Consider the following 24,550-nt stretch of genomic DNA (forward strand, 5'->3'; position numbering starts at 1 on the left):
TCCGAGCCGATGGTGGGCGTAGCTCAGCTGGTAGAGCATCGCGTTGTGGTCGCGAGGGTCGCGGGTTCAAGCCCCGTCGCTCACCCCATATGGCGAGGTTCAAACCTCCACCAGAGGGAAACCTCTGGTCGGGTTTGAACCTCGCCCTTCATCATTTTCTCTCGCTGATGCCGAGCGAGACGCGGGCGAGCGCGCCGTGCTCCAGAGCGACCCAGAGGGCACCGTCGGGCCCGATGGTGAGTCCATGAGGCTCGGAGTTCGGGGTCGGCAGCGCGACGGACTCGATCACGCCGGCCGCGGTGATCGAGCCGACCCGGTTGCCGCCCCACTCGGAGAACCAGAGTTCGTCGGCGCCGGCGACGACGGCGTGCGGGCGCGCGCCACGGTCGGGCAGGGGATGCTCGGCGATCTCTCCGTCGACGGTGATGCGGCCGATCTGGCCGGCCGCGATCTCGACGAACCACAGCGCAGCATCGGGGCCGAGCGTGATGCCGACCGGCGCCGCGTCGGGAGTGGGTAGGTCGTGCACGGTGACCTCGCCGCGCAGGTCGATTCGGCCGATCGCGTTGGCTCGGTTCATGGTGAACCACAGCGCCTGGTCCGGACCGGCGACGATCGCCGACGGGAACGCCTCGGTGATCGGGAGCGGAAACTCGGTGACCGTGCCGTCGGTGGTGATGCGTCCGATGCAGTCGGTCGTCATCTCCGTGAACCACAGCGCATCGTCGGGACCGGCGGCGAGCCCGTACGGCCCGCACTCCCGCAGTGCGTACTCGATCACCACGCCGTCGACGGTGATCCGGCCGATCCTGTGGGCGCGAGTCTCGGTGAACCAGAGCGCGCCGTCCGGCCCGGGCGCGATGATCGTCGGACCGCAGTCGGCCGCCAGCGAGAAAGTGGCAGGAGACTCCCCCGGGACGAGGCGGCCGATCTCGCCACTGCCCTCCAGGGTGAACCACAGCGCATCATCCGGACCTGGGGCGATGGCGTACGGGCCACGGCCGGGCACTGGGTGCTCGGTGATGCGGCCGGGCTGCTCGGATGTCATACGTACCTCTCTCCGTTCGGCTTCGGCGCTCCCACTCTCGCCGCGCAGCGAGGCCCGAACAACCAGTTTTCGGACCATCCTTGGAATCCAGGAATTACCTGACTAAAGTCAGGTATATGACAGTGGACACCTCGGTGATGCGCAAGTTCAACATGAGCTACGTCCGTCGGGTGGGAGCGCTCGAAGACTCCTTCCTCGGCAGTGGTCTCCCCTATGGCACGGCTCGGATCCTCTACGAGATCGGGCTCGCCGCCTCGGACTCCGATTCCGCCCCCACGGTGCAGGACCTCAGGACCCGGCTCGGCGGCCTCGACTCCGGCTACGTCAGCCGGATGCTGCGGACGCTGGAGACCAAGGGGTACGTCGCGACGGACCGCGACCCCTCCGACGGCCGGCGCCGGCTGGTGGCGCTCACCGAGGACGGCCTCAAGCAGTGGGACGACCTCGAGCGCCGCTCCGAGGAGCGCGCCCACCTGCTGCTCGATCCGCTCACCCAGCGGCAGCGCGACCGTCTCAACGAGGCGCTGGCGACAGCCGACCTCCTGGTCCGCGCGGCCACGATCACCATCGAGCAGGTGGACCCGCGCGACCCGATGGCCCAGGAGGCGGTGGGCCACTACTTCGCCGAGATCGGCGACCGCTTCGGGTTCACCGTCGGCGACGAGGGCTTCGGCGACGACCCCTCCCTGCGACCGCCCCACGGCACGTTCTTCGTGGCCGCCAGCGACGGCGCCCCGGTCGCCTGCGGTGGCGTGCGCGAGTTCGACGGCACCGGCGAGATCAAGCGGATGTGGGTCGACCCCGCCTGGCGCGGCGCGGGTCTCGGCTCACGCCTGTTGCGCCACCTCGAGGCCGAGGCGCTGCGGCTGGGCCACACGGTCGTACGCCTGGACACGCGCGACGTCCTCAGCGAGGCGATCGGGATGTACGAGCGGGCCGGCTACGAGCGCATCGACCGCTACAACGACAACCCCCACGCCACCCACTTCTTCCGGAAGGAGCTGGCCTAGGCGTACGTCTCCAGCCGCGCCAGCGGCGGTTGGGCGCTGGGGTGCGCGACCGCGGCGGCGCCGACCGCGCAGGCCGTACGCAGCGCCTGCTCGTCCGGTGCGCCGGCCCGGATCGCGAGGGTGAGCGCCGCGGAGAACGCGTCGCCGGCGCCGACGGTGTTGACCACGTCCGGCGCCGGCGCGGCGGGCACGCGAGCGGTCTCGACACCGTCGGCGATCATCGCCGCGCCTGAGGCGCCGTAGGTCACCGCGACCCGCCGGGCCGCGCGCAGCTCGGGCATCGCGGCGTACTCGGTCTCGTTGACGATGAACAGGTCCACCCGCTCGACGAGGTCGGCCGGGAGCGGCTGGGCCGGAGCGGCGTTGAGCGCGACGAAGCCCGACGCCCGGGCGGCGACGGCGCGGACCACCTCCAAGGAGAGCTCGAGCTGCATCAGCACCGCCTCGTCCGCCCCGACCGAGATCCCGTCGGCGCCGACCGACGCGTTGGCGCCGGAGCACACCACGATCTGGTTCTCCCCCGCCGCGTCGACCGCGATCAGCGCCGTCCCGGTCGGCGAGTCGGTGACGCACACGCCGGCGACGTCGACCCCGGCGGCCCGGATCGTCTCGACCGCCCAGGCACCGTCGGCATCGGAGCCGACGGCGCCGACCATCCGCACCCCCGCTCCCAGCCGACTCGCCGCGACCGCCTGGTTGGCACCCTTCCCGCCGACGTCGCGGCGCAGCCGACCACCACCGACGGTCTCTCCGGCACCGGGCAACCGCTCGACGAGCGCCGTCAGGTCGACGTTGATGCTCCCGACGACGACCAGGTCCTGTGGCGGGCGCACCGGCATCAGGGACGTACGAGACCGATGCAGGAGTAGGGCAGGCCGGAGATGCGCTCCACCGGCACGTCGCGCGCCTCGGCGAGCTTCTTCACCTGACTCACGTCGGCGTCATGGGCCGGGTCCACCAGGATCTTCGCCGGCTTGCCATGAAGCAGCAGCCGGAGGGTCTCATCGACGCCGGCCTGGACGAGGCTGACGTCGCCGTCCGCGAACTTCTCCGCGACCTCCTCGACCGCGTCCCAGCCCACCCAGGTGGGGGTGTGGTCGCCACCGAGGTGGGCACCGAGGTCGAGCATCACCTTGGTGCGCACGATCGGGAAGCGGGCCGCGACCGTGTCGATGAACTTCTTGGACACGTCGGCCGGCGCCAGCTCGGCGTGGAACACCGCGCCGTGGAAGTCGTTGGGGCCGACCCGGTCGTCGTCGATGATGGGGCGCGAGACGAGGCCGGAGACCGTGGACCCGAGGGACGCCGACGGGATCAGATAGTCCTCGCGGGTGCCGTAGACCGCCACGCTCCGGCCCGGGTCGGCGAGGACCGCGAGCTCCGGGGAGAACGGCGAGGCCAGATGGGCGTCGAGCGTCGAGTTGGCCTTCTCGACCGACGCGGCCAGCTCGCGGGCGATCGCGCCCGTGCCGGTCCACCCGTCCACGAACATCACCTGAGCGGGGTCGTGGTGGGCGGCCAGATAGGCGAGCGCGGTCTGGTCGATGCCGCGACCGCGGATCATCGAGATCGCGTAGTGGGGCAGGTCGAGCCCGTGCACGCGCTGGACCCAGCGCCGCATCAGCACCCCGATCGGGATGCCGGCACGCACCAGGGAGACCAGCACGGCATCCTGCCCGCGTCTGGCGAGCACCTGCTCGGTGACCAGGCCGATGGCGTACGCGACCCGCTGGGCCGATGCGCTCAAGGCCTCGTCGAAGAGCTCCCGGTGAGCCTCCGCATGCTCCTCCGCCGGTGCCTCGGCCGTGTCCGCGGACAGGTCCTTGAGCAGCCAGGCGACGTCGTCGCGGTCGTAGGAGCCGAAGGCCGGCCCGTGGAGAGGAGCAGGCAGCTGCCGGGCCGGCTGGTCGTGGCGCGGCTCCGGGGCGTACGCCGGGATGGTCACGACCACGACCCGCGGCGCGAGCCGGGCGAGCTGGTCGACCAGGCCGCCCTCCTCGTGCAACGCGGGGGTGTCGGCCGGCTCGTCGACCACCAGCACGATCGTCTCGAACACGCCCTCACGCAGGTTGTAGGCGAAGCGCGGTCCGTCGCCGTCGGCCGGGGCGTCGTGGGACGGGAAGGTGATCGCGGTGCGGATCGCATAGCCCGGGTCGTCGACGTCGAGCACCGGCGACCGCGTGGTCGTGGAGTAGGTGATCTCGTGGCGGCGGCCCTCGGCCGCGCGCCGGTCCGCCAGCGCAGAGGCGATCCGCAGCGGTGCGTACATCAGCTCTTCGGTGCCGAGAACGTGCACCGGGCCGTCGGGGATGCGGCCGGCGACGGCCGCGGCGGTCACCGTGACGGCCGACTCGTAGGAGCCGGCGGCGCTGGGCGCGAAGCCGTGGCGGCCACCCTCCTGGACGGCGCGTGGCCAGGTTGCGACGACCTGGACGACCTCGCCGCGCGGACGCTGGCTCGTCTCGACGCCGGCCAGCTGACGGAGGTTCTCGACGGTGTCGATGAGCCGGTTGCCGTTGTCGGCGAGGTCCTCGGGCAGCTCGATCTCGCCGCTCGCGAGGGAGACCACGTCCAAGGTCGCGCGCAGCCGCTTGATCGAGCGCTCCATGCGGCCGCGGTCGGCCTCCGAGCGCAGGTCGACGAGCGCGGCCACGACGTAGTGCTTGTGCGGGAACTTCTTGTGCAGCGCCCGGATGGTGCTGACGACGGTCTTGCCGGTGATGACCTCGTCGTCGACCAGCACCAGGGTGTCGGCGCGGGCGAGGAAGGCGGGGTCGGCGGGGAGCAGCCGGTGGGCGGTCGCGTGCGAGTGCTCCTCGTAGAAGTCCGCGACGGACTCGATGCCGTCGACGACCCGGCGGGTGGAGTGCAGGTAGGGCGCCCCGAGGGCGTCGGCGACGAGATGGCCGAGTGCGGTCGCGGTCTCGGCGTAGCCGAGGACCACCGCGTCACCCGTGACCGCAGCGCGCGCCTTGGCGCCCAGACGCAGACCGGCGTCGGTCACCAGACGCGGGTCGGTCGGAACGTGCTTGCCGAGGACGGAGGAGACGAGGAGCTGCGCCCGGCGTGGGTTGCGTCGCACCGCCAGGCCCACCAGATCGGTGAGCATCATCCCGCTCGGCGCGTCGGTCGTCCGCAGACGCACGCCCAGACGTTCGGCCACCCAGGTGCCTGACCAGCCGCTCGCTTCGTCTCTCACAGGTGACATTCTCCCCCAATGCTCCTCACCTGACTCAACCGCAGAGAGGCCGCCCCTGTCCACTGCGGGTCTCTCCCCAACAGCCCCGACGGCCGGACCGCCGTCCGGAATGAGAACATGTTCTTGCCGGATGTGATGGAGAGCACTAGGTTCCGCACATGTCACGTCGCTCGGGAAGCTTCGCCATCGTTGCCGCTGCGGCGGCTGTGCTCGCCTTCGGAACCTCGCTGCTGAGCCCCGTCGGCCCGGCCGCCGCCGACCCTTCTGCCGACCCGGCGGAGACGCCGCGGCTGTCCCGCGAGGGGCGCTGGCTGGTCGACCAGCACGGCCGGATCGTGCTGGTGCACGGGCAGAACCTGGTCTGGAAGCACGATCCGTACGTCCCGCCCGACTCCCCCGAGGGCTTCACCGCGGCCGACGCGGAATGGCTCGCGGAGCACGGGTTCAACGGCGCCCGGATCGGCACCCTGTGGGCCGGCGTGACCCCGGACGCCCCCGGGCAGGTCGACGAGGACTACCTCGACGACTGGCAGCGGGTGATCGACCTGCTCGCCGACGAGGGCATCTGGATGCAGTACGACTTCCACCAGGACATGTGGCACGAGACCTACGGCGGCGAGGGCGTGCCCGACTGGGCAGCGAAGCGACCGGCGCCCTACAACCTGCACCCGCCGATCAAGCTGTCCTTCCCGGCGACGTACATCACGCCCGAGCTGGCCACCGTCTACGACAACTTCTGGGCCAACAAGAACGGCGTCCAGGACGGCTGGGCCGCGGCCTGGGGCGCGGTCGCACAGCGGTGGGGCGACCAGCCCTACTCGATGGGCTACGACCTCATCAACGAGCCGTGGGCGGGCCGGGAGTGGCTGACCTGCCCGATCACCGGGTGCGCGAGCTCCTACCGGGACGAGTTCCAGCCGGCGTACGAGAGGGCGACGGCGGCGATCCGCCGGTCCGACCCCGACGGGATCGTCTGGTACGAGTCGCAGCTGCTCGCCAACCAGGTCCCCAACTCGAGCTTCGGGCCGGCCGACGACGACCAGGTCGGCTACTCCTGGCACAGCTACTGCCCCTACGGCTATCTCGACTCCCAGGGCATCCCGACCGGGGTCAGCGGCTGCCAGGACTACGACGAGACGCACAACCGCAAGGCGCTCGAGCAGGCCGAGACGATGGGTGCGACCAACCTGATGTCGGAGTTCGGCGCGACCGACAACACCGAGCTGCTGGCCATCGACACCGCCTCGGCCGACGACCACTTCACCTCCTGGATGCACTGGGCCTACAAGCACTGGGACGACCCGACCACCGCCGACGGACGCCAGGGCATGTTCACCGACGACGCCGATCTCTCGACGGTGAAGTCCGAGAAGCTGCGTACGCTGGTCCGCACCTACCCGCAGGCCACGGCCGGGACGCCGATGGACCTCTCCTTCGACCCGGAGACCGGTGCGTTCAGCTACACCTACGAGCCCGCCGCCGACGTCGACGAGCCGACCGAGATCTTCGTCAGCCCCCTCCACTACCAGTCCGGGCCGGACATCTCGGTCGAGGGCGGCCGGGTGGTCGGTGAGGCCGAGCACCACCGGATCCTGGTCGAGGCGACCGGAACCGAGCCGGTGACCGTCACGATTGACTAGTGGCCTGAGCCGAGAGTTCGTCCCGGTTCCGTCGTCAGGGTGCGTGCTGGGCAAGGCGCCCCCGCGAAGGCATACCGGGGTCTTTCGAGCGGGGGCAACGCCGCCCGGTGCGTGCCATGACGGCGGAACCGGGACGAGATCGAGGCGATGGCCACTAGGCTGGTCGCGTCCGCGTCGGTCCAGCCATCGGAGGATCAGTTGTCCGTCTCGCTCGCCAAGGGACAGTCGGTCTCGCTCACCACCGGTGACGGCAGCAGCATGACGCACGTACGGATAGCGCTCGGCTGGGACGCGGTCAGAAAGGGCCTCTTCGGCGGGTTCCGCGGGGCCGACGTCGACATGGACGCCTCCGCGATCCTCTACGACGCGGCCGGCGCCCACCTCGACCAGGCCTGGTTCCGGCAGCTGAAGTCGAGGGACGGCGCCGTCGTCCACACCGGCGACAACCGCACCGGTGCCGGCGAGGGCGATGACGAGTCGATCATCGTCCACCTCGACCGAATGCCCGCGGAGGTCGCGCAGATCGTGTTCACGATCAACTCCTTCACCGGGCAGAGCTTCGCCCAGATCCAGAACGCGTTCTGCCGACTGGTCGACGAGAACACCCACACCGAGATCGCCCGCTTCGACGTGAGCCAGACCGGCCCGCACACCGCGGAGATCATGGCCAAGGTCAGCCGTCAGGACGGTGGCTGGGCGATGACCGCGCTGGGCGAGATCGGCAACGGACGTACGTTCCAGGACCTGCTGCCTTCGATCGCCCCGACACTCTGACCGCTCAGACTGCGTGGATCGCGGTCAGCCGAGTGCGCCGACGCCGACGACGGTGAGGCCTGCACCGAGGACCGTGACGCCGAGCGCGGCCAGGATCGGGGTGACCTTCGCCGCGACCTGGAGGTAGGCCTTCGACTCGGCGACGCGGACGACGAGGTTGTTGCCGGCCAGGGCCAGCAGGCCGACGCCGAACAGGATCGTCGCCATGCCCAGGCCGAAGGTGATCACCAGCAGCAGCGCGAACGCCGAGCGGCCGGCGAACAGGCCGGTCACCAGGACCAGGAAGGCCCCCGGGGACGGGGTCAGGCCGCCGGAGATACCGAGCAGGACGATGCCGGGGCGGCGTACGCCTGGCTGACCGTGGCCATGCCCATGTCCGTGCCCGTGCTCGGCGGAGTGCCCGTGGGAGTGCCCGTGTCCGGTCCCCGAGCGGGCAGCACGCCAGTGCCGGCGTAGCAGCCAGAGCCCGGTGCCGATGATCAGCACCCCGGCGACGATCTGCAGCCCGGCGGTGAGGTTCTCCAGGCGTACGAGATCCGAGAGCGAGAAGAACGCCCACGCCACCGCGATGACCAGCACCGAGAAGGTGTGCATCACCGCCACCGAGCCGCCCAGCCAGGCCGCGTCGCGCACCCGGCCCTCCGCGCCGATCAGGTACGCCGCCGCCAGGGTCTTGCCGTGGCCCGGCGCGATCGCATGCGCAGCGCCGGCGGCGAAGGCGAGCACGAAGGCGGCCGCAGCGATGCCGGGCTCGTCCAGATAGCCCTGCACGCGCTCGACCAGAGCCGCCGCGCCGAACCAGTCACCCGTGAAGAAGTCGTCCATGTCAGACGCAAACGATGGCACAGAGTTCCGCCGCCGGATACGGCTGCGGCAAGCGTTTACCCACCGGACAGACGGGCGTCGACAACGCCGCTCGGCCACGTTCACCAGATCTCAGGATCCTCATCCAATGGCCGGGCGTGTGCCTCGGCCGTTCGGCACCTCGGGCGATGCCGCACGTCATGCCGCACGACCCCAAGGAGCATCGTGTTCGCACCAACGAGTGCCAGCTTCGCCAGACCCGGACGTAGGCGACTGGTCGCCGTAGCCGCCGGTCTGGCCCTCGCCGGGGGTGTCATCGCCGCCCTGCCCGGTGACGCCGTCACCTCCGCCAGCGCGTCGACCTACACTGCCGTCGGCGCACCGCTGACCGGCCCGCCGCGCGCCGCGCTGGCGACCGTGGACGCGCCGACACCCGACGTACTCGACATCGACTTCGAGGGCGGCGCCCCGCACGAGCGCGCCCAGGCGCTCGAGCCGCGCACCTGGGGTGCGCCGACGTACGGCACCGACGACACCCTCGCCGAGACGCCGACCGATGTCATGACTGTCGACGGCACCGACGACGCGGTCTCCGTCGAGCACGACCCGTGGGCCGGCCTGCAGCAGGGCTTCACCATCGAGTGCGTCTTCCGGGTCGAGACCACGCTGCCCACCACCAACGAGAAGGACCTCTGCTCCAACAAGGAGGCGGGCGGCTACTCGATCTACGTGACCGGCTCCAACCTCGGCACGATGGCCCACATCGGCGGCGGCTACAAGACGGTGCTGACCCCGATCACCGCCCACCGCTGGTATCACGTGCTCTCGGTCTGGGACGGCCAGAGGCTGAACCTGTACGTCAACGGCACCAAGGCCGGCTCGACCGCCGCCACCGGCGCGCTGCAGGCCCCGGCCGCGACCTCGCGCCGCTTCGTGGTCGGCGCCGACTCGGCTCCCACCGGGATCGGCCAGCCGGCCCCGCCCGCCTCGTTCGCCGCGGCCTCCCTCTTCGCCCGCGCGGTGACCGACGCCGAGGCCGCGGCGCTGGCCGGCGCCTACGACACCGCTCCCCCGGTGCCGGCCGCGGACGTGCTCGACGTCGACTTCGACGACGGCACCCCGGCCGACGACACCGGCCGGGCCGTGACCACGGTGGGTGAGCCGGTGATCTCCGACGACACCGCGCTGGACGCCAAGGTCGCCTCCTTCGACGGCGCCAACGACGCGTACGCCTATGCGATGGGCTCCGCGGCCTGGGACCAGATCGACGAGCAGGTCTCGATCGAGTGCACGTTCAAGGACAACGGCACCTTCCCCAACGGGACCGAGCACTCGATCTGCTCGGAGAAGGAGGGCGGCGGCTACTCGATCGTCGTCTACAGCGGCAAGCTGACCTTCGCGGTCCACGCCGGCGGTGCCTACCGCAACGCCCAGGTCGAGATCGAGACCGGCCGCTGGTACCACGCCGTCGGCACCTGGGACGGCTCGACCGCGCGGCTCTACGTCGACGGCGCGCTGGCCGCGTCGATCGCGGCGCCCGCGCCGCTGACCCGTCCCGGTGGCAGCGCCCTCAACTCCTTCTACGTCGGGGCCGACTCGGTCAACCAGTTCTGGTCGCCGGTCACCGTGCGCACCGCGCGGATCTTCACCGACGTGCTCACCGCGGACGAGGCCAACGCCCTCAGCGTGGCCGCGCTCGGTGACGTACGCGACGCCGGCGTGGTCGTCAACGGCACCACCCCCGCGGCCGGCTCGCACATCACCACACCGACCGAGTTCGCCGTCGACATCACCAATCAGGGCAACGCCTCCGGCTGGACCTACACGCTCGACGGCGACCCGATCCGGCCCGGCCAGGAGATCGGCGCCGGCCTCGCTCGCGGCGAGCACACCATCGAGATCGCGGCGAAGGACGTCTTCGGACGTCCGGTCGCGCACACCTCGACGTTCACCTCCGACGCCATCCCGACCGGCGGCGGCACCGACACCGGTCAGGGCAAGGGGAAGGTGACGCTCTCCGCGATCGCCAACAGCCCCGACGGCTCGGACGTGACCACCACCTTCAAGGCGGCTTCCGCCTCCGTCGCCGACGGCGGCTTCCAGGGGGTCGTGCCAGTGCTCCCGAGCGCGCTCGAGTTCGACTACTCCTCCCCCGAGACGATCGACGGGAGCCAGAAGCCGGACGGGCAGACCACCGACAGCGCCTCGAGCAAGTTGATCCCGTTCCAGCGCTACGACGTCTCCGTCCCGGCCTCCGACTCGCGTCGCCACGTGGTCTGGACCGGCACGGCCGACCCGGCCCGCTCGGTCTCGCTGCGGGTGTGGAATGCGGTCGAGAGCCGCTGGGACGAGCTCGCCTCCGCGCGCGGCATCGCCGACGGCGACACCACGCTGCAGGGCCGGGCGCTGGCCGCCCACGTCGACAGCGGCGTCGTGCACGTCCTGGTGACCGGCATCGACCCGTTCGCCGACGACCTCTCGCCGCGCGACGAGTCGGCCGCCGCCGACAAGGACCACTTCGAGAACCCCGACGACTACGACTTCTCCTTCGCCCACTTCACCGACACCCAGTACATCGCCGAGGGCGCGGCCGGTGGGACGTACGAGAACTTCAACGGGATCGAGGAGCCCTCGGACGTGCAGCTGGTCGAGGAGCAGGCGGTGTGGCAGCGCGCCTACCGCGCCGAGACCGAGTGGATCCGCGACAACGCCGACCAGCGCAAGATCGCGTTCACCTCGCACACCGGTGACGTCACCGAGAACGACACCAAGGACCCGCTGGCGACCGACGCCAACGGCAACCTGCTCTACCCGGGGCTCGACGAGCAGATCACCCGCGAGTTCGAGTTCACCTCGGACGCTCAGGGGATCCTCGACGAGGCGGGCGTGGTCAACCAGGTCGTCGCCGGCAACCACGACAACCAGGGTGGCCGCGAGACCGGGGCGCAGTCGCGGTTCAGCCGCTACTTCAGCCCGGAGCGCTACTACCAGGCGGCGCAGGGATGGCCCGAGGGCGCGTCCTACCACGCCTGGGACGAGGTGACCGACGGCTCCGGCAACGTGGTCACGCCGGGCACGGACAACCAGAACAACTACGTGCTCTTCTCCGCCGGCGGGCTCGACTTCGTCGCCGTCGGCCTCTCCTACGGCGTCACCCCGGAGGAGGCGGCCTGGGCGAGCGAGATCTTCGCCCGCTTCCCCGACCGCAACGGCATCCTGAGCACCCACGCCTACCTGGCGCCCTCCTCGGCGCCCGACGGCCGTGGGGCCAACTTCTCCACCGACGGGTCCCGGCTCTTCGACCAGGTCGTGGAAGCCAATCCCAACGTGTTCCTGGTCCTCGCCGGCCACGAGCACGGCGTCGGCACCAACCTCAAGCGCGGCATCGGCGCCACGGTCTCGCACAACGTCGTGGAGCTGCTCGCCGACTACCAGTTCTACAAGGTGACCGCCGGTGAGCTCTTCCCCGACTCGGTCGACGCGGCCGGCAACATCGACCTGAACGGTGACGGGACGGTCGACCACAAAGCGACCGACCTGCTGCAGTTCGGCGCCTCCTACCTGCGCCTGCTGCAGTTCGACACCGAACGCGCCGAGATGTCGATCGACACCTACTCCCCGCACCTGGACGACTTCGGGGCGACCGAGTACGACGACCGGCACCGCTACAACGGGGCCGAGGACAACCTCACGCTTCCGGTGGACCTCTCCACCAGGCGTACGTCCTTCACGACAGACGCGCTGACGGTGGTCACCCCGACCGACACCGTGATCGGCACCGACACCGCGCGTTCGGGCTGGCCTGCAACGGTGGAGTGGGCCGGGCTGACCGAGGGCCAGGTGTACGCCTGGACCTCGACCTCACGCACCGGTGAGGCCCAGACGCTCGGCTCGATCGACCAGTTCGGCGGCGTCTTCCTGGCCACCGCGGCCGGCACCGACGCGACGCCTCCGGTGCTGACGGTCCCGGCCTCGACGACGATCGAGGTGGGCGCGGAGTTCGACCCGCTGGACGGGGTCAGCGCGACAGACAACACCGACGGTGACCTCACCTCGGCGATCCAGGTCTCCGGGAGCGTCGACACGACCAAGGCTGGCGCCTACCCGCTGACCTACACGGTCACCGACTCCAACGGCAACCAGGCCGTCGCCTCGCGCGCGGTCGTCGTGGAGGAGCCCGACGTGCCCGAGCTGACCCCGGTCACGCTCACCGCGAAGGACGTCACGGTCCGCTTCGGACGGGACCTGGTGTTGCGTACGTCGGTCGCGCCGCGCAGCGCCACCGGCACGGTGCAGTTCCTCATCGGTGAGGACGTCCTGTGCGAGGCGCGCGTCCGACGCGGCGTCGCCGAGTGTGAGGTCGACGTGCTGCCGCCGCCGGGACGTCACCAGGTGCAGGTCTTCTACCCGGGTGACGACACGCACGCCCCGGCCACGACGAACCTCACCCTGACGGTCAGGCAGCGTTAGTGGCTCGTCCTCTCCTGGCACTCGCGGTGGTCGCCGGCCTCGTGCTGGCGGCCACCGCGGCCGTGCCCGCCTCCGCTCACCCGTTCGGCGCCCCGCAGACCGCGACGATCGCCGGCACCACCGGCGCTCCGGAGGTGACCTGGCGGTTCGGGGCCACCGACGACATCGCCTACCTCGCGGTGCAGGTCGGGGCTCTACCGCCGGACCGGATGACGCTCGACGGCGTCGTCCTCTACGAGCCCGGCGACGAGACCGCGCTCGCGCAGTCGGAGGCGTACGCCGACTACGTCCTCGACCACATCCGGATCGAGGGCTGCGGAGGGTCGGTCGAGGCGGGTGAGGATCTGATCGCCGACGGCACCACGGTCACCTTCGACTGCCCGTCCCCGGCCTCGGCCACGAAGATCGAGATCGACATGATGACCGACCTGCATCCGGCGTACCAGACCCTCGCCTCGGGGCCGAACGGTCAGAAGGCGGCGTACGCAGGGACCACCCGCTCCCACGGCTGGTTCCTCGACGAGTCCCGGGGCGCGGCGACCGGGCTCAGCGCACTTCTCCAACTCGGCGGCACCCTCGGCGCGATCGCGCTGGTCGGTGCCGGCGGGTGGTGGTTCGTGCGACGCCGTCGGCGCGTAGAAGCTAGCGCTTCAGCTTCTTGATCTCGTCCTTGGCGGCCTGCTGGGCGATCGCCTCGGCCTGGGCCTCCTCGCCGAAGACACCCTCGACCTTGGCCTTCTCGACCTTCTTGAACTGACGCAGCATGCTCCACGCGATCACCGCGACGGCCACGCAGAGCGCGATGAAGATGCCGAAGGCGGTCCAGCCCGCGACCACGTCCTCGTCCTGCGGCGGGGTGGGCTCAGGAGCTGGCTGAGAGGTGTGCAGCGTGTGCGTCGTCATCGGGAGGCCGGACATACCGACATTGTCTCACCCTTGTCTGAGGAAAGCTCAGGCGGTGACGACCTTGCCGAAGCTGATCTCGCGTCCGACGGCGGCCTTGCCCTCGTCGTCGGCGGTGGAGACGTCGAGACCGGCGAAGAGATCGGTCTCCTCGCGCTTCTCGGCCTCGGGCACCGGCACGTAGGAGGTCACCAGCTCGTAGTCCTCGGTCGGCCAGGCCTCTTTCTCGATCTCCCGGGGCACCGCGAACCAGGGGCCGTCGGGGTCGATCTGGGTGGCGTGCGCGAGCAGGGCCTGGTCACGTACGCCGAAGAACTCGGCGCACTCCACCTTCGTGGTGACCCGCTCGTCCCAGCCCGGATCCGGCTTCCACTCCTCGAGGCGCTCCTCGTACGGCGAGGCGAGGCCGTGACTCTTGATCGCCTCGTGCAGCGCGATCATCCGGGGATAGTTGAAGGTGTGACTGTAGTAGAGCTTCAGCGGCTGCCACGGCTCACCCGCGTCCGGGAACAGGTCGGGGTCGCCCGCCGCGCGGAACGCCTCCACCGAGACCCGGTGGCACATGATGTGGTCCGGGTGCGGGTAGCCCCCGTTCTCGTCGTACGTCGTGACCACGTGCGGCCGGAAGGAGCGGATGATCTCGACGAGCCGGCGCGTGCTCACCTCGAGCGGCGTCCGGCCGAAGCAGCCCTCGGGGAGCAGCGACCAGTCCTTGGCCCCCATCTCCTTGACCAGCATGAACTCCTCGACCCAACCGGAGTCGACGAAGCCGAGCCAGTCCTGCTTGATGCCGAGGATGTCGCGGGCTCGATGCATCTCCTCGCGGCGGATCTCGTGGATGTTCTCCAGGATCCCGGGGCGCTCCATCTTCGGGTTGAGGATGTCGCCCCGCTCGCCGCCCGTACACGTCGCGACATGGACGTCGACCCCTTCGGCGACGTACTTCGCGGTGATCCCCGCGCCCTTGCTCGACTCGTCGTCGGGGTGCGCGTGCACGTGCATCAGGCGGAACGCCTGCTGGAGCTGCTCTGGCATGAGTTCAATCCTAACCACGCCCCGTCTCACCACTCGGTTACCCGCTCCCACTCCGCGGACAACTTTGGTGGTAGGCGGCCGGGGACGGATGTGCGGTCTCCTTCGCCGGGGTGGGACCATGTTTCCCGTGAGCACGCCGTCATCTGCCGAAGCGGAGCCCGAAGCCGTGAGTTCTGAAGAGTCCCGCATCGCGGCCCGCTACGGCCGCGGCCCGCGCCGTCGCCCGGGCGTACTCATGATCGCGCTGATCCTCGCCCTGGTGGCGATCGTCGGCTGGTTCGGCTGGGCGCTGTGGATGGCCCTGCATCCCGAGGTCTCCTCCGGGCTGGAGAAGTGGGAGGCGGTCAGCGAGAACGAGGTCGAGGTGACCTTCGTCGTACGCCTCCACGACAAGGACGCCAAGCCGGTCTGCACCGTCGAGGCCGAGGACGACCAGGAGGAGAAGGTCGGCCACGCCGAGTTCACCGCCACCGAGGGGCGTCAGACGATCACCATCCCGACCGAGCGCCGTGCGCTGCGGGTCGAGTGGGGTGAGTGCACGGTCGAGTGACCGTACTTCTCAGGCAATCCCTGCACTTCTCTGGCATTGCAACGCCAGAGAAGTGCAGGGATACCCGGTTAACCGGGTATCCCTGCGCAGGTCAGCCGGTGAAAACCTCGGTCTTCATGATCTCGACCTTGAGCGGCCCGCGAGGACCCTCGTAGGTCACGGTGTCGCCGACGCTGGCACCGATGAGGGCAGCGCCGATGGGCGAGGCGGCAGAGGAGATCTCGACACCGCCCGCGTAGTCCTTCATTTCGATCGAGGCGATGAGGCGGGTCTCGGCCTCGTCGTCGTCATCGCCCTCGAACTTGAACGTGACCAGCTTGCCGACCGAGACGACACCGTCGTCCTCGGGGACGGTGGTGTCGGCCTTGCGCAGCAGTGCCTCGAGCTGCTGAATCTGACCCTCGAGCTTGCCCTGCTCCTCGCGAGCGGCGTGGTAGCCGCCATTCTCCTTGAGGTCACCTTCGTCGCGCGCGGAGCTGATCTCGGCAAGGATCTCCTGGCGTCGCGGGCCCTTCAGGTACTCCAACTCCGCGGTGAGCTTGTCGAATGCACCCTTGCTGAGCCAGATCGTGGCAGCCGTGGTCTCGGTCGACTGAGTCATAGCGAGTTACTCCTGATGGGTAGTGAATAGGTAAGGGGCGCCGGTCAACCCCCATCAACCGGCGCCTTTTCTCCCTGCTGAGCGGGCGTGTTTCACCCAGCTGAACGTTCCGCGGGAGATTGTCAGAAGGTTCAGTTTAACAAGGCAACCACACCCGAAGACAGTTCGCGACCGAAACGTCGCGCAATCTGACCTCGGGACCGTTCCCCGGAACGTCCGGTGCAACCGTCAGGGCGTGGTCGCTGGATATCCCTTGCTGCGCAGCTGTTCGAGTACTCGCTCGGCGTGGGTCTGACCCCGGGTCTCCAGCTGGAGCTGCACACCGACCTCGGCGAGCCGCAGTCCGGGGTTGGTGCGCGAGTGCACGACTTCCATGACGTTGGCGCCGGTGTCGCCGATCACCGACAGCAGGGTGGCCAGCGCCCCGGGCTGGTCGGGGATCGTCACCGCGACCGGCAGGTAGCGCCCGGCCAGCGTCATGCCGTGCTGGATCACCTTACCGAGCAGGAGCGGGTCGATGTTGCCGCCGGAGAGCACCACCACGACGGGGCCCTCGAAGGCCTCGGGCGCGTCCATCAGGGCGGCCACCCCGACCGCGCCGGCGGGCTCGACGACCAGCTTGGCCCTCTCGGCGAGCGCCAGCAGCGCGCTCGAGATCGCCTCCTCCGAGACCGTACGGATCTCGTCGACGTAGGTCTGGATCATCGGGAAGTTGGTCTCCCCCGGCAGGCCGACCGCGATGCCGTCGGCCATCGTCGGCATCTTGTCGAGCCGGATCGGACGGCCCTCGCGCAGCGAGACCGGGTAGGCGGCGGCCGTCTCGGCCTGCACGCCGACCACCTTCACGTCGGGGTGCTTCGCCTTGATCGCGAGTGCCGCGCCGGCGAGCAGGCCACCGCCGCCGAGCGGGATGACGACGGTCTTCACGTCCGGGGCCTGCTCGAGGATCTCGAGCCCGATCGTGCCCTGGCCGGCGACGACGTCGGGGTGGTCGAACGGGTGGATCATCACGGCACCGGTGCGCTCGGCGAACGCCATCGCGGCCTGGAGGCACTGGTCGACGTACTGCCCCTCGAAGATCACCTCGGCGCCGTACGCCCGGGTGGCCTTCTCCTTCGGGATCGGCGCGCCTTCGGGCATGAACACGGTGGACGGGATGCCGAGGGTGGTCGCCGCCAGCGCGACGCCCTGGGCGTGGTTGCCCGCGCTCGCCGCCACCACGCCGTTCTTGCGCTCCTCCTCGGTCAGCCGGGCGATGCGTACGAAGGCACCGCGGGCCTTGAAGGAGCCCGTACGCTGCAGGTTCTCGCACTTGAGGATGACCGTGTCGCCGATCATGTCGGTGAGCCAGCGGGCTCCCTGGACAGGCGTCTCGGTGATGTGGTCGCGCAGCAGCTCGCGGGCCTCGAGGATGTCCTCGTACGTCGGCTGACCATGCATCTCAGGCACTGCCTGCTCCTGGGCTCGGCGGGGGTGGGGAGGTCGGCCCGTTGGCCGGCAGCGGGGGCGGCGACGTCGGCGCCTGAGCCTGGGCCAGCGCCTGGGCCGGGGCGGTGGCGGTCAGATGATTGGCGACCGCGTTGAGGGCGGCCACCAGCGGCACGGCCACGAGGGCACCGGCCACGCCACCGAGCACGATGCCGGTGGCGACCGCCAGGATCACGCCGAGCGGGTGGACCCGGACCCAGCGGCCGAGCAGGAACGGCTGCAGGCCGTGGGCCTCGAGCTGCTGGACCAGGATCACGCCACCGAGCATCAGCAGCGCCGTCACCGGTCCCTGGGAGACGAGCGCGACGAGCACGGCGACCGCGCCGGCGACGGTGGCACCGATCAGGGGCACGAACGAGCTCAGGAAGACGAGCACGCCGATCGCCGCGACGAACGGGACCTGCAGGGCGCTGGCGATGATCATGATGCCGACCGCGTCGACCGCGGCCACGATGACCGTCGCCCGGGTGAACTGGGTCAGCGACACCCAGGCGACCCGACCCGAGCTGTCCATCCGGCTGCGCGCGGCCCGCGGCGCGAGCCGGACCAGCCAGCCCCAGATCCGCTCGCCCTCGGCGCAGAAGAAGTAGGTGGAGAAGAGCACGATGAACAGGCCGGCGAAGACGTCGAGAGCGACCCCGCCGACCTCGCTGACCCGGGAGAACGGGTTGGAGGCGTACGCCGCCGCCCACTCCTCCAGGGTGGTCTGCACCGTGTTGAGCCAGGTGTCGATCTGGGTCTCGCTCGCGTTGAACGGGCCGTTGATCAGCCAGTCGCGGATCTCGTCGAGCGCCTTGACGGTCTGCCCGGCCAGGTCGTTGAAGCCGTTGGCGACCTGAGTGCCGGCGAAGCTCAGCATGGCGATGACCGCCACGAGCACGCCGAGCACCACGAAGAGCGCCGAGATGCTCCGCTTCAGCCCTATCCGGGCGAGTCCGTTGACGACCGGGGAGACCAGCGCGGCGATCAGCAGCGCGATGACCACCGGGACCACGACGATGCTGAGGAAGCCGAGAGCGCGGACGATGAGGTAGCCGGCGGCGACGATCACCAGGAACCGCCAGGCCCACTGCGCGGAGAGCTCGACGCCGTAGGGGACGTCGGTGCGGCTGACGGCCTTGGGCGCGGTCACCGGCTCCGGCGCGGCCAGCTGCTCCTGGCGCTCCTCGCGCAGACGCTCGAACTGGTTGACGAGGCGAAGCGCGAAGTTCTCGGCCGACTCACGGGCCTCCGCGGCGGCCTCCTTGGCGACCTCGGCGGACTCGCGCGCGTCGGCCTCCTCCTGGGCGAAGCGGTGCGCCTCACGTGTCTCTCGGCTGCGCCTGAACGCGCCCTTCATCCGCTCGAAGCCATCCTTGGCGGTCCGCTTCTCGCCCCCGGGAACATCCCCCTGATCTGTCACCTGACAGAGGCTACCGGGAGGGTGAGAGATGGGTCGCAAGGTGCCGTGCGGTCGTGGGGTGCGACCGCGCGAGCAGGCCCACCGCGGCGAGCACGTAGTCGCTGTCGACCGCCCGCAGCGGCGCCTCCGGGAGCTGCCATCCGCCGCGACCCGACCACCGCATCACCCGCTCCGCGATGCCCCGGCGTCCGTGCCTGAGTACGCCGCCGGAGCCGATCACCACACCGACCCGGCGCAGGTCGGTGCCGGTGCGCTCGATGACCTTGCCGCTCGGGGACAGCACGACCCGGGAGCGACCCGCGTGCCGCTGCAGGGCCGTGGAGATCGCGATCCTCGCCAGGAGCTCGTCGATGTCCTTGTCCTGCTCGGTGCGCGGCAGCCAGCCGGGATGGTGGCGCCGATGCTCGACCTCGCCGGAGAGGTCCGACTCGGCGAGGCTCGGGTCGGAGTGATCGGCCGCCTCGAGGGTCGTGGTCGCCGACCAGCGCATGCCCAGATCGCCTTCGACGGTCCGGGTCACCGGGGTGACGGCGACGACCTCCTCGCGCACGTGCTCCGCCTCGGGGTCGGGACGGACCACGCTGTGCACGTCGGTCGTGGCGCCGCCGACGTCGACGACGACCACGTCCTCGCCGAGCACCTCGGCCAGCGTCTCGACTCCCTGAAGCACGACGTCAGGGGTCGCCCCTTGGACGATCCGCCGGAAGTCGGCCCGGCTGCTGAGGTTCTTGCCGCCGATCACGTGCTCGAGGAACATCTCCCGGACCGCCGCGCGGGCGCTCTCGGGTGCCAGCACGCCGATCTTCGGAACGACATTCTCGGCGACAATGACGTCGAGGCCCGCCTTGGTGTTTGCCATGTACCCGGCTGCCTGATCAACAACCGCGCTATTGCCGGCAACTACTACCGGGCCGCGCCATACGCCGGCGCGTGTTGCTGCTGCCAGTTCCTCCGCGCCATGGAGCAACGCCTCACCGTTGCCCCCGTCCGTTCCTCCCGTAAGCAGCACAAGGTCAGGCTTTGTCGTGCCGAGGGTATGTCGAAGGGCGCCTCTGGCGTCAGGGGAGGCCATCGCGATCACCGCGACGACCTTGCCCCCGCTGGACAGCGCCACCCGGCGCCCGGCCTCGGCGGTCACCAGCTCCTCGTTGCCGACCACGGCGATCCGGAGGCCGCCACCGGCCGAGGAGCAGGCGAGGATCTCAGCCTCGGCCGACCGGGAGTCCTGTTCGGTGAGCGCGGTCAGGCAGGCGTCGTACGCCTCCATGACCTCGTGCAGCGACGTCGGTGCGCTCGCGGTGCCGAGGATCTCGCCGGAGACGAGGTCGACGTGGAGCGCCTTGGTCCAGGTGGAGCCGAAGTCGACGCAGACGGCGGTCTGTGGCGAGTCAGCTCTGGTCAAGGGCCTGCTCGAGGTCCGCGACGAGGTCCTCGGCGTACTCGATCCCGACGGAGAGCCGGACCAGGTCGGCCGGCACCTCGAGGTCGGTGCCCGCGACGCTCGCGTGAGTCATGCGTCCCGGGTGCTCGATCAGGCTCTCGACACCGCCGAGCGACTCGCCCAGCGTGAAGATCTTGGTGCGCTCGCACACCGCGAGCGCAGCTGCCTCGCCGCCCTCGACGCGGAAGGAGATCATGCCGCCGAACCGCTTCATCTGCTTCTGGGCGGTCGTGTGGCCGGGGTGCGTCTCCAGGCCCGGGTAGATGACCTCGCCGACCTTCGGGTGCGAGGTCAGGAAGTCGGCGACGCGCTCGGCGTTGTCGCAGTGGCGGTCCATGCGTACGGCCAGGGTCTTGAGGCCGCGCAGTGTCAGCCAGGCCCCGAACGGGTCGGCGATCGCGCCAGCGGCGTTCTGGAGGTAGCCGATCTTCTCGGCGATCCCGAGGTCGCGGACGACCACGGCGCCGCCGACGACGTCGGAGTGGCCACCGACGTACTTCGTCGTGGAGTGCACCACGACGTCGGCGCCGAGGGTGAGCGGCTGCTGCAGGTAGGGGCTGGCGAAGGTGTTGTCGACGACCAGACGGGCGCCGGCCTCGTGGGCGACCGTGGCAAGGCCTGCGATGTCGGCGATGTTGAGCAGCGGGTTGGTCGGCGTCTCGACCCAGACGACCTTGGTCTTGCCCGGCTGGATCGCGGCCGCGACCGCGTCGATGTCGGCGACCTGGGCCGGGGTGTGCGCGATCCCCCACTGGCTCTCGACCTTGTCGATCAGCCGGTGGGTGCCGCCGTAGGCGTCGTCGGGGATGACCATGTGGTCACCGGGCCGCATCAGGCTGCGGATCAGGGTGTCCTCGGCGGCCAGGCCGGAGGCGAAGGCGAACCCCTTCTCACCGTCCTCGACCGCGGCCAGCGCGCCCTCGAGCGCGGTGCGGGTCGGGTTGGCGGAGCGGCTGTACTCATAGCCGTTTCGCAGGCCACCGACGCCGTCCTGCTTGTAGGTCGTGGTGGCGTAGATCGGCGGGATCACCGCACCCGTCGTCGGGTCGGGCTCGTAGCCCGCGTGGATCGCCTTGGTCTCGAAACCGGCCTTGCCGAGGTGCTGCTGCTCGCTCACACAGCCGAGCCTACGTCCGATCCCACCTCGCGGCCCATCCGGGAACGTTCGCGCGTCGAACTGTGTTGGAGACTGGTAGCAACCCTGACTTTCTGGAGGTCACTCATGTTCGGTCGGCCAACACAGCTCTTCCCCGAGGACCGCACCCTCGCCGGGCGCGACCAGGCCCTCTTCGACCTGCCCGCGAAGCACCGCGTCCTGGGCACTCTGCTGCTCGCCTCCCCCGAGGACGGCACCGCGCCCGAGGGGTCCGAGGTGGCGTACTTCGGTCTCGGCTGTTTCTGGGGCGCCGAGGAGATCTTCTGGCAGACGCCGGGGGTCTACTCGACCGCTGTCGGGTATCAGGGCGGCACCACGGCCAACCCGACCTACGAGGAGGTCTGCAGCGGTCAGACCAACCACACCGAGGCGGTCCGGGTCGTCTTCGACCCGACCGTGGTCTCCTACGCGGACCTCGTCAAGAAGTTCTTCGAGGTGCACGACCCGACGCAGGGGATGCGGCAGGGCAACGACGTCGGGACCCAGTACCGCTCGGCGCTCTACTACGTCTCCGACGCGCAGCGGGAGACCGCTGAGGAGCTGACCAAGGTCTACGGCGACGAGATCGCCCGGCGGGGCTACGGCGAGATCACCACCGAGATCCGCGAGGTCCCGACCTTCTACGCCGCCGAGCCCGCGCACCAGCAGTACCTGGACCGCGTGCCCAACGGCTACCGCTGCCACGCCAACACGGGCATCGCCTTCCCCGCGACCGCCTGAGGTCAGGTCAGCGGCAGATACATCACATGGAGGCCGACCCGGCCGTGCGACGTCGAGTCGAACGCGTCCGGGACGGTCCCGATGATCTGGAACCCGAGGGACTTCCACAGGCGTACGGCGGTGGTGTTGGTCTCCACGACCGCGTTGAACTGGATGCCGTGGAAGCCGCTGTCCTTGTGCCACTGCACGCAGTAGTCGCCGAGGGCCCGGCCCACGCCCTTGCCGCGGGCGGCCGGCGAGACCATGAACGAGGCGGTGCCGATGTGGCTGCCGCGGCCCGGGCGGTTGGGGCCCATCTTGGCGCTGCCCAGGATCTGGTCGCCCTCGACCGCGACGACCACGTGGTCGTACATCCACAGGTCCTTGGCCTCATCGGACGTGAGGCCCTCGGGGTAGGCGTAGGTCTCCCCCGCCGCCACGATCTCGGCCCAGAACGGGTAGATCTGCGGCCAGTCCTCGGCCGTCGCTTCGCGGATCTCCATCAGAGGTCAACCTTTCCGTCGATGGCCTCGCGCATGAGGTCGGCGTGGCCGCAGTGGCGGGCGTACTCCTCGATCATGTGGACCAGGATCCAGCGCAGGCTGATCTCCTGGCCGTCCCGTGTCCTGCCGACCGCGATGCGGCCGAGGGAGCCGGCGGCGTCGGTGAGCTCGTTGGAGCGAGCGATCGCGTCGCGGAGCAGGGTGCGCAGCGCCTCGGGGTCGTCGGCGGCGGCGCTGTTGAACTCCCAGTCCTGGTCGTCGCCCCAGGGAGCCGTGTCGAAGGGCGGGAACGGATCGTTGCCGGCCAGGCGTACGCCGAACCAGATGTCCTCCACGTACGCCATGTGCTTGACGAGCCCGGCCAGCGTCATGGTGCTGGGCGGGAAGGGACGGTTGAGCTGCTCGTGGTCGAGGCCCGCGACCTGCCTGAGCAGGGTCGCCCGGTGGAAGTCGAGGAACGTACGCAGGGTCGTGGACTCGTCTGCGACATAGGGGGCACCGGTCGGATGGCGGGTGTCCTCGAAGAGTGCCTCGGTCATGGGCGCCAACGTAGCGGCGGGGAGTTTCCTCAGCGAATCACTTTCGCGAAACTGAAACGCGTTCTAGATTTGGGCCATGCCCCACGCGCCCAGAGGTCCCCAGAGTCCGGAGAAGCCGCTCAGAGTCGTCGTCTGGTCCACCGGGACGGTCGGTCGGCACGCGATCGCGGGAGTCGATGCCCATCCCGACCTGGAGCTGGTCGGGGTCTGGACCTCGACGCCGGCGAAGGCAGGGGTCGATGCCGGGGAGCTGGCCGGACTGGGCCGGAACCTCGGGGTGGCGGCGACCACGTCGCGCGATGAGCTGCTCGCGCTCGCCCCGGACTGCGTCGTCCACGCCGCGATGACCGACGACCGGGTCTTCGAGGCGATCGAGGACCTGACCGGGCTGATCCGGGACGGGGTCAACGTCGTCTCCTCCGGGCCCGTGATCCTGGTCCACCCGCAGGGGACGCTGCCGGACGAGATGATCGCGGGCATCGACGACGCCGGCCGCGAGGGCGGTGCGTCGTTGCACGTCAACGGCATCGACCCGGGCTTCGCCAACGACGTGCTGCCGCTCGCGATGACGTCCCTGTCCCAGCGGATCGACCACCTTCGGGTCAGCGAGATCGCCGACTACTCGACGTACTTCCAGCCGGTCGTGATGAAGGATCTCTTCGGCTTCGGGGGCTCGCTGGAGGACAAGCCGTTCCTGTGGGAGCCGGGGGTGCTGAGCACCGCGTGGGGCCCCGTCGTGCGGGTCTTGGCCGCCGGGCTCGGGGTGACCCTCGACGAACCGCTCGTCGAGTCGGTCGAGCGCCGGGCGGCAACGAAGGACACCAAGACGGTGTCGGTGGACATCGCGGAGGGCACCCAGGGCTCCGTACGCTTCACCGTCACCGGCACCGTCGACGGAGTCCCCCGCATCACTCTCGAGCACGTCACCCGGACCGACGCGGAGTCCGACCCCGACTGGCCCACCCCGGCCACCGGCGATGGCTGCTACCGCATCGAGATCACCGGCGAGCCGTCGATGACCGTCGAGTTCAGCCACCACGGCGAGCACGGCGACCACAACGTCTCCGGGATGATCGTCACCGCCCAGCGCCTGGTCAACGCCATCCCCGCCGTCGTCGCTGCCGAACCGGGCCTCGTCTCCCCTCTCGACCTCCCGCTGATCACCGGCCGCGGCCTGGTCTCCCCATGAGCGAGACGTCACTCCGGTCGGCCGAGGCGTCACGTACGTCGGTCGAGACGTCACCGGCGACATCTCGACCGACGCGAGTGACGTCTCGGCCGACGCGGC

At 70.2% G+C, this 24,550-nt stretch carries 21 protein-coding genes and 1 tRNA gene; 9 read left to right on the forward strand and 13 right to left on the reverse strand.

Annotated features, from left to right (window positions below; all coding sequences use genetic code 11):
- Positions 1-12: 12 nt before the first annotated feature.
- Positions 13-88 (forward strand) — tRNA-His (locus tag ACIO3S_RS02865).
- 63 nt (positions 89-151) lie between these two features.
- Here the strand turns inward: ACIO3S_RS02865 and ACIO3S_RS02870 are convergent.
- On the reverse strand, positions 152-1,048 hold the full coding sequence (locus tag ACIO3S_RS02870; protein WP_400459189.1) for a virginiamycin B lyase: 897 nt from the start codon (positions 1,046-1,048) through the stop codon (positions 152-154).
- Positions 1,049-1,164: 116 nt separating this feature from the next.
- Between ACIO3S_RS02870 and ACIO3S_RS02875 the strand changes: the two genes are divergently transcribed.
- A complete protein-coding gene (locus tag ACIO3S_RS02875; protein ID WP_400459192.1) occupies positions 1,165-2,058 on the forward strand; it encodes a GNAT family N-acetyltransferase in 894 nt (297 codons plus the stop codon).
- On the opposite strand, the gene ACIO3S_RS02880 is transcribed toward ACIO3S_RS02875, so the two are convergent.
- Both ACIO3S_RS02880 and ACIO3S_RS02885 read right to left on the reverse strand, forming a co-directional pair.
- Positions 2,055-2,897 (reverse strand): ribokinase, encoded by an 843-nt coding sequence (locus tag ACIO3S_RS02880; protein ID WP_400459195.1) that lies wholly within the window; start codon positions 2,895-2,897, stop codon positions 2,055-2,057. The genes ACIO3S_RS02875 and ACIO3S_RS02880 overlap by 4 nt on opposite strands.
- Positions 2,897-5,257 (reverse strand): phosphoribosyltransferase domain-containing protein, encoded by a 2,361-nt coding sequence (locus ACIO3S_RS02885; RefSeq protein WP_400459198.1) that lies wholly within the window; start codon positions 5,255-5,257, stop codon positions 2,897-2,899. Before ACIO3S_RS02885 ends, ACIO3S_RS02880 begins: the two co-directional genes overlap by 1 nt.
- A gap of 158 nt (positions 5,258-5,415) precedes the next feature.
- Here ACIO3S_RS02885 and ACIO3S_RS02890 point away from each other — a divergent pair, with 158 nt between their 5' ends.
- Positions 5,416-6,897 (forward strand): cellulase family glycosylhydrolase, encoded by a 1,482-nt coding sequence (locus ACIO3S_RS02890; protein ID WP_400459201.1) that lies wholly within the window; start codon positions 5,416-5,418, stop codon positions 6,895-6,897.
- A gap of 198 nt (positions 6,898-7,095) precedes the next feature.
- Entirely contained in the window at positions 7,096-7,671 is a 576-nt protein-coding gene (locus ACIO3S_RS02895) for a TerD family protein (RefSeq protein ID WP_400459205.1), read from the forward strand.
- A 24-nt stretch (positions 7,672-7,695) separates the two neighbouring features.
- Here ACIO3S_RS02895 and ACIO3S_RS02900 read toward each other — a convergent pair whose 3' ends face one another.
- Positions 7,696-8,496 (reverse strand): cobalt transporter, encoded by an 801-nt coding sequence (locus ACIO3S_RS02900; RefSeq protein ID WP_400459208.1) that lies wholly within the window; start codon positions 8,494-8,496, stop codon positions 7,696-7,698.
- Positions 8,497-8,700: 204 nt separating this feature from the next.
- On the opposite strand from ACIO3S_RS02900, the gene ACIO3S_RS02905 reads away from it, so the two are divergent.
- On the forward strand, positions 8,701-12,945 hold the full coding sequence (locus tag ACIO3S_RS02905) for a LamG-like jellyroll fold domain-containing protein (RefSeq protein WP_400459211.1): 4,245 nt from the start codon (positions 8,701-8,703) through the stop codon (positions 12,943-12,945).
- Positions 12,945-13,607, forward strand: coding sequence for a hypothetical protein (locus tag ACIO3S_RS02910; RefSeq protein WP_400459214.1), 663 nt, complete (start codon positions 12,945-12,947; stop codon positions 13,605-13,607). Before ACIO3S_RS02905 ends, ACIO3S_RS02910 begins: the two co-directional genes overlap by 1 nt.
- Here the strand turns inward: ACIO3S_RS02910 and ACIO3S_RS02915 are convergent.
- Complete coding sequence (locus ACIO3S_RS02915; protein ID WP_160024995.1) at positions 13,588-13,863, reverse strand: hypothetical protein; 276 nt, start codon at positions 13,861-13,863, stop codon at positions 13,588-13,590. The two genes, ACIO3S_RS02910 and ACIO3S_RS02915, sit on opposite strands and share 20 nt — an antisense overlap.
- Before the next feature lie 33 nt (positions 13,864-13,896).
- Entirely contained in the window at positions 13,897-14,883 is a 987-nt protein-coding gene (gene mca / locus ACIO3S_RS02920; RefSeq protein ID WP_400459218.1) for a mycothiol conjugate amidase Mca, read from the reverse strand.
- Between the two features lie 166 nt (positions 14,884-15,049).
- Here mca and ACIO3S_RS02925 point away from each other — a divergent pair, with 166 nt between their 5' ends.
- On the forward strand, positions 15,050-15,433 hold the full coding sequence (locus tag ACIO3S_RS02925) for a DUF4307 domain-containing protein (protein ID WP_400459221.1): 384 nt from the start codon (positions 15,050-15,052) through the stop codon (positions 15,431-15,433).
- A 91-nt stretch (positions 15,434-15,524) separates the two neighbouring features.
- Here the strand turns inward: ACIO3S_RS02925 and greA are convergent, their stop codons facing one another.
- The 5 genes from greA to ACIO3S_RS02950 form a co-directional block, all read right to left on the reverse strand.
- Positions 15,525-16,034, reverse strand: coding sequence for a transcription elongation factor GreA (gene greA, locus ACIO3S_RS02930; protein WP_400459224.1), 510 nt, complete (start codon positions 16,032-16,034; stop codon positions 15,525-15,527).
- Positions 16,035-16,262: 228 nt separating this feature from the next.
- The gene (gene ilvA, locus ACIO3S_RS02935) at positions 16,263-17,474 is read right to left on the reverse strand and encodes a threonine ammonia-lyase (protein WP_400461059.1); all 1,212 of its coding nucleotides are present in this window, start codon (positions 17,472-17,474) and stop codon (positions 16,263-16,265) included.
- Between the two features lies 1 nt (position 17,475).
- The gene (locus ACIO3S_RS02940) at positions 17,476-18,924 is read right to left on the reverse strand and encodes an AI-2E family transporter (protein WP_350842753.1); all 1,449 of its coding nucleotides are present in this window, start codon (positions 18,922-18,924) and stop codon (positions 17,476-17,478) included.
- Positions 18,925-18,934: 10 nt separating this feature from the next.
- Positions 18,935-20,326, reverse strand: a complete 1,392-nt coding sequence (locus ACIO3S_RS02945; protein ID WP_400459227.1) for a glutamate mutase L — start codon at positions 20,324-20,326, stop codon at positions 18,935-18,937.
- Positions 20,313-21,482 (reverse strand): cystathionine gamma-synthase, encoded by a 1,170-nt coding sequence (locus ACIO3S_RS02950; RefSeq protein ID WP_350842749.1) that lies wholly within the window; start codon positions 21,480-21,482, stop codon positions 20,313-20,315. Before ACIO3S_RS02950 ends, ACIO3S_RS02945 begins: the two co-directional genes overlap by 14 nt.
- Before the next feature lie 105 nt (positions 21,483-21,587).
- Here ACIO3S_RS02950 and msrA point away from each other — a divergent pair, with 105 nt between their 5' ends.
- Positions 21,588-22,241 (forward strand): peptide-methionine (S)-S-oxide reductase MsrA, encoded by a 654-nt coding sequence (msrA, locus tag ACIO3S_RS02955; RefSeq protein ID WP_400459229.1) that lies wholly within the window; start codon positions 21,588-21,590, stop codon positions 22,239-22,241.
- 2 nt (positions 22,242-22,243) lie between these two features.
- Here msrA and ACIO3S_RS02960 read toward each other — a convergent pair whose 3' ends face one another.
- Both ACIO3S_RS02960 and ACIO3S_RS02965 read right to left on the reverse strand, forming a co-directional pair.
- Positions 22,244-22,723, reverse strand: coding sequence for a GNAT family N-acetyltransferase (locus ACIO3S_RS02960; protein ID WP_400459231.1), 480 nt, complete (start codon positions 22,721-22,723; stop codon positions 22,244-22,246).
- Positions 22,723-23,262: a DinB family protein gene (locus ACIO3S_RS02965; protein ID WP_400459233.1), complete on the reverse strand. Its 540-nt coding sequence runs from the start codon at positions 23,260-23,262 to the stop codon at positions 22,723-22,725. The genes ACIO3S_RS02960 and ACIO3S_RS02965 overlap by 1 nt, the downstream gene beginning before the upstream one ends.
- Positions 23,263-23,338: 76 nt before the next feature.
- On the opposite strand from ACIO3S_RS02965, the gene ACIO3S_RS02970 reads away from it, so the two are divergent.
- Positions 23,339-24,451 carry a diacylglycerol kinase gene (locus ACIO3S_RS02970; protein ID WP_400459235.1) on the forward strand — a complete coding sequence of 371 codons (1,113 nt, stop codon included), beginning with the start codon at positions 23,339-23,341 and terminating at the stop codon, positions 24,449-24,451.
- Positions 24,452-24,550: the final 99 nt, after the last annotated feature.

Origin of the sequence: Nocardioides sp. NPDC087217, assembly GCF_044744805.1 — a bacterium.
Taxonomy (GTDB): Bacteria; Actinomycetota; Actinomycetes; order Propionibacteriales; family Nocardioidaceae; genus Nocardioides.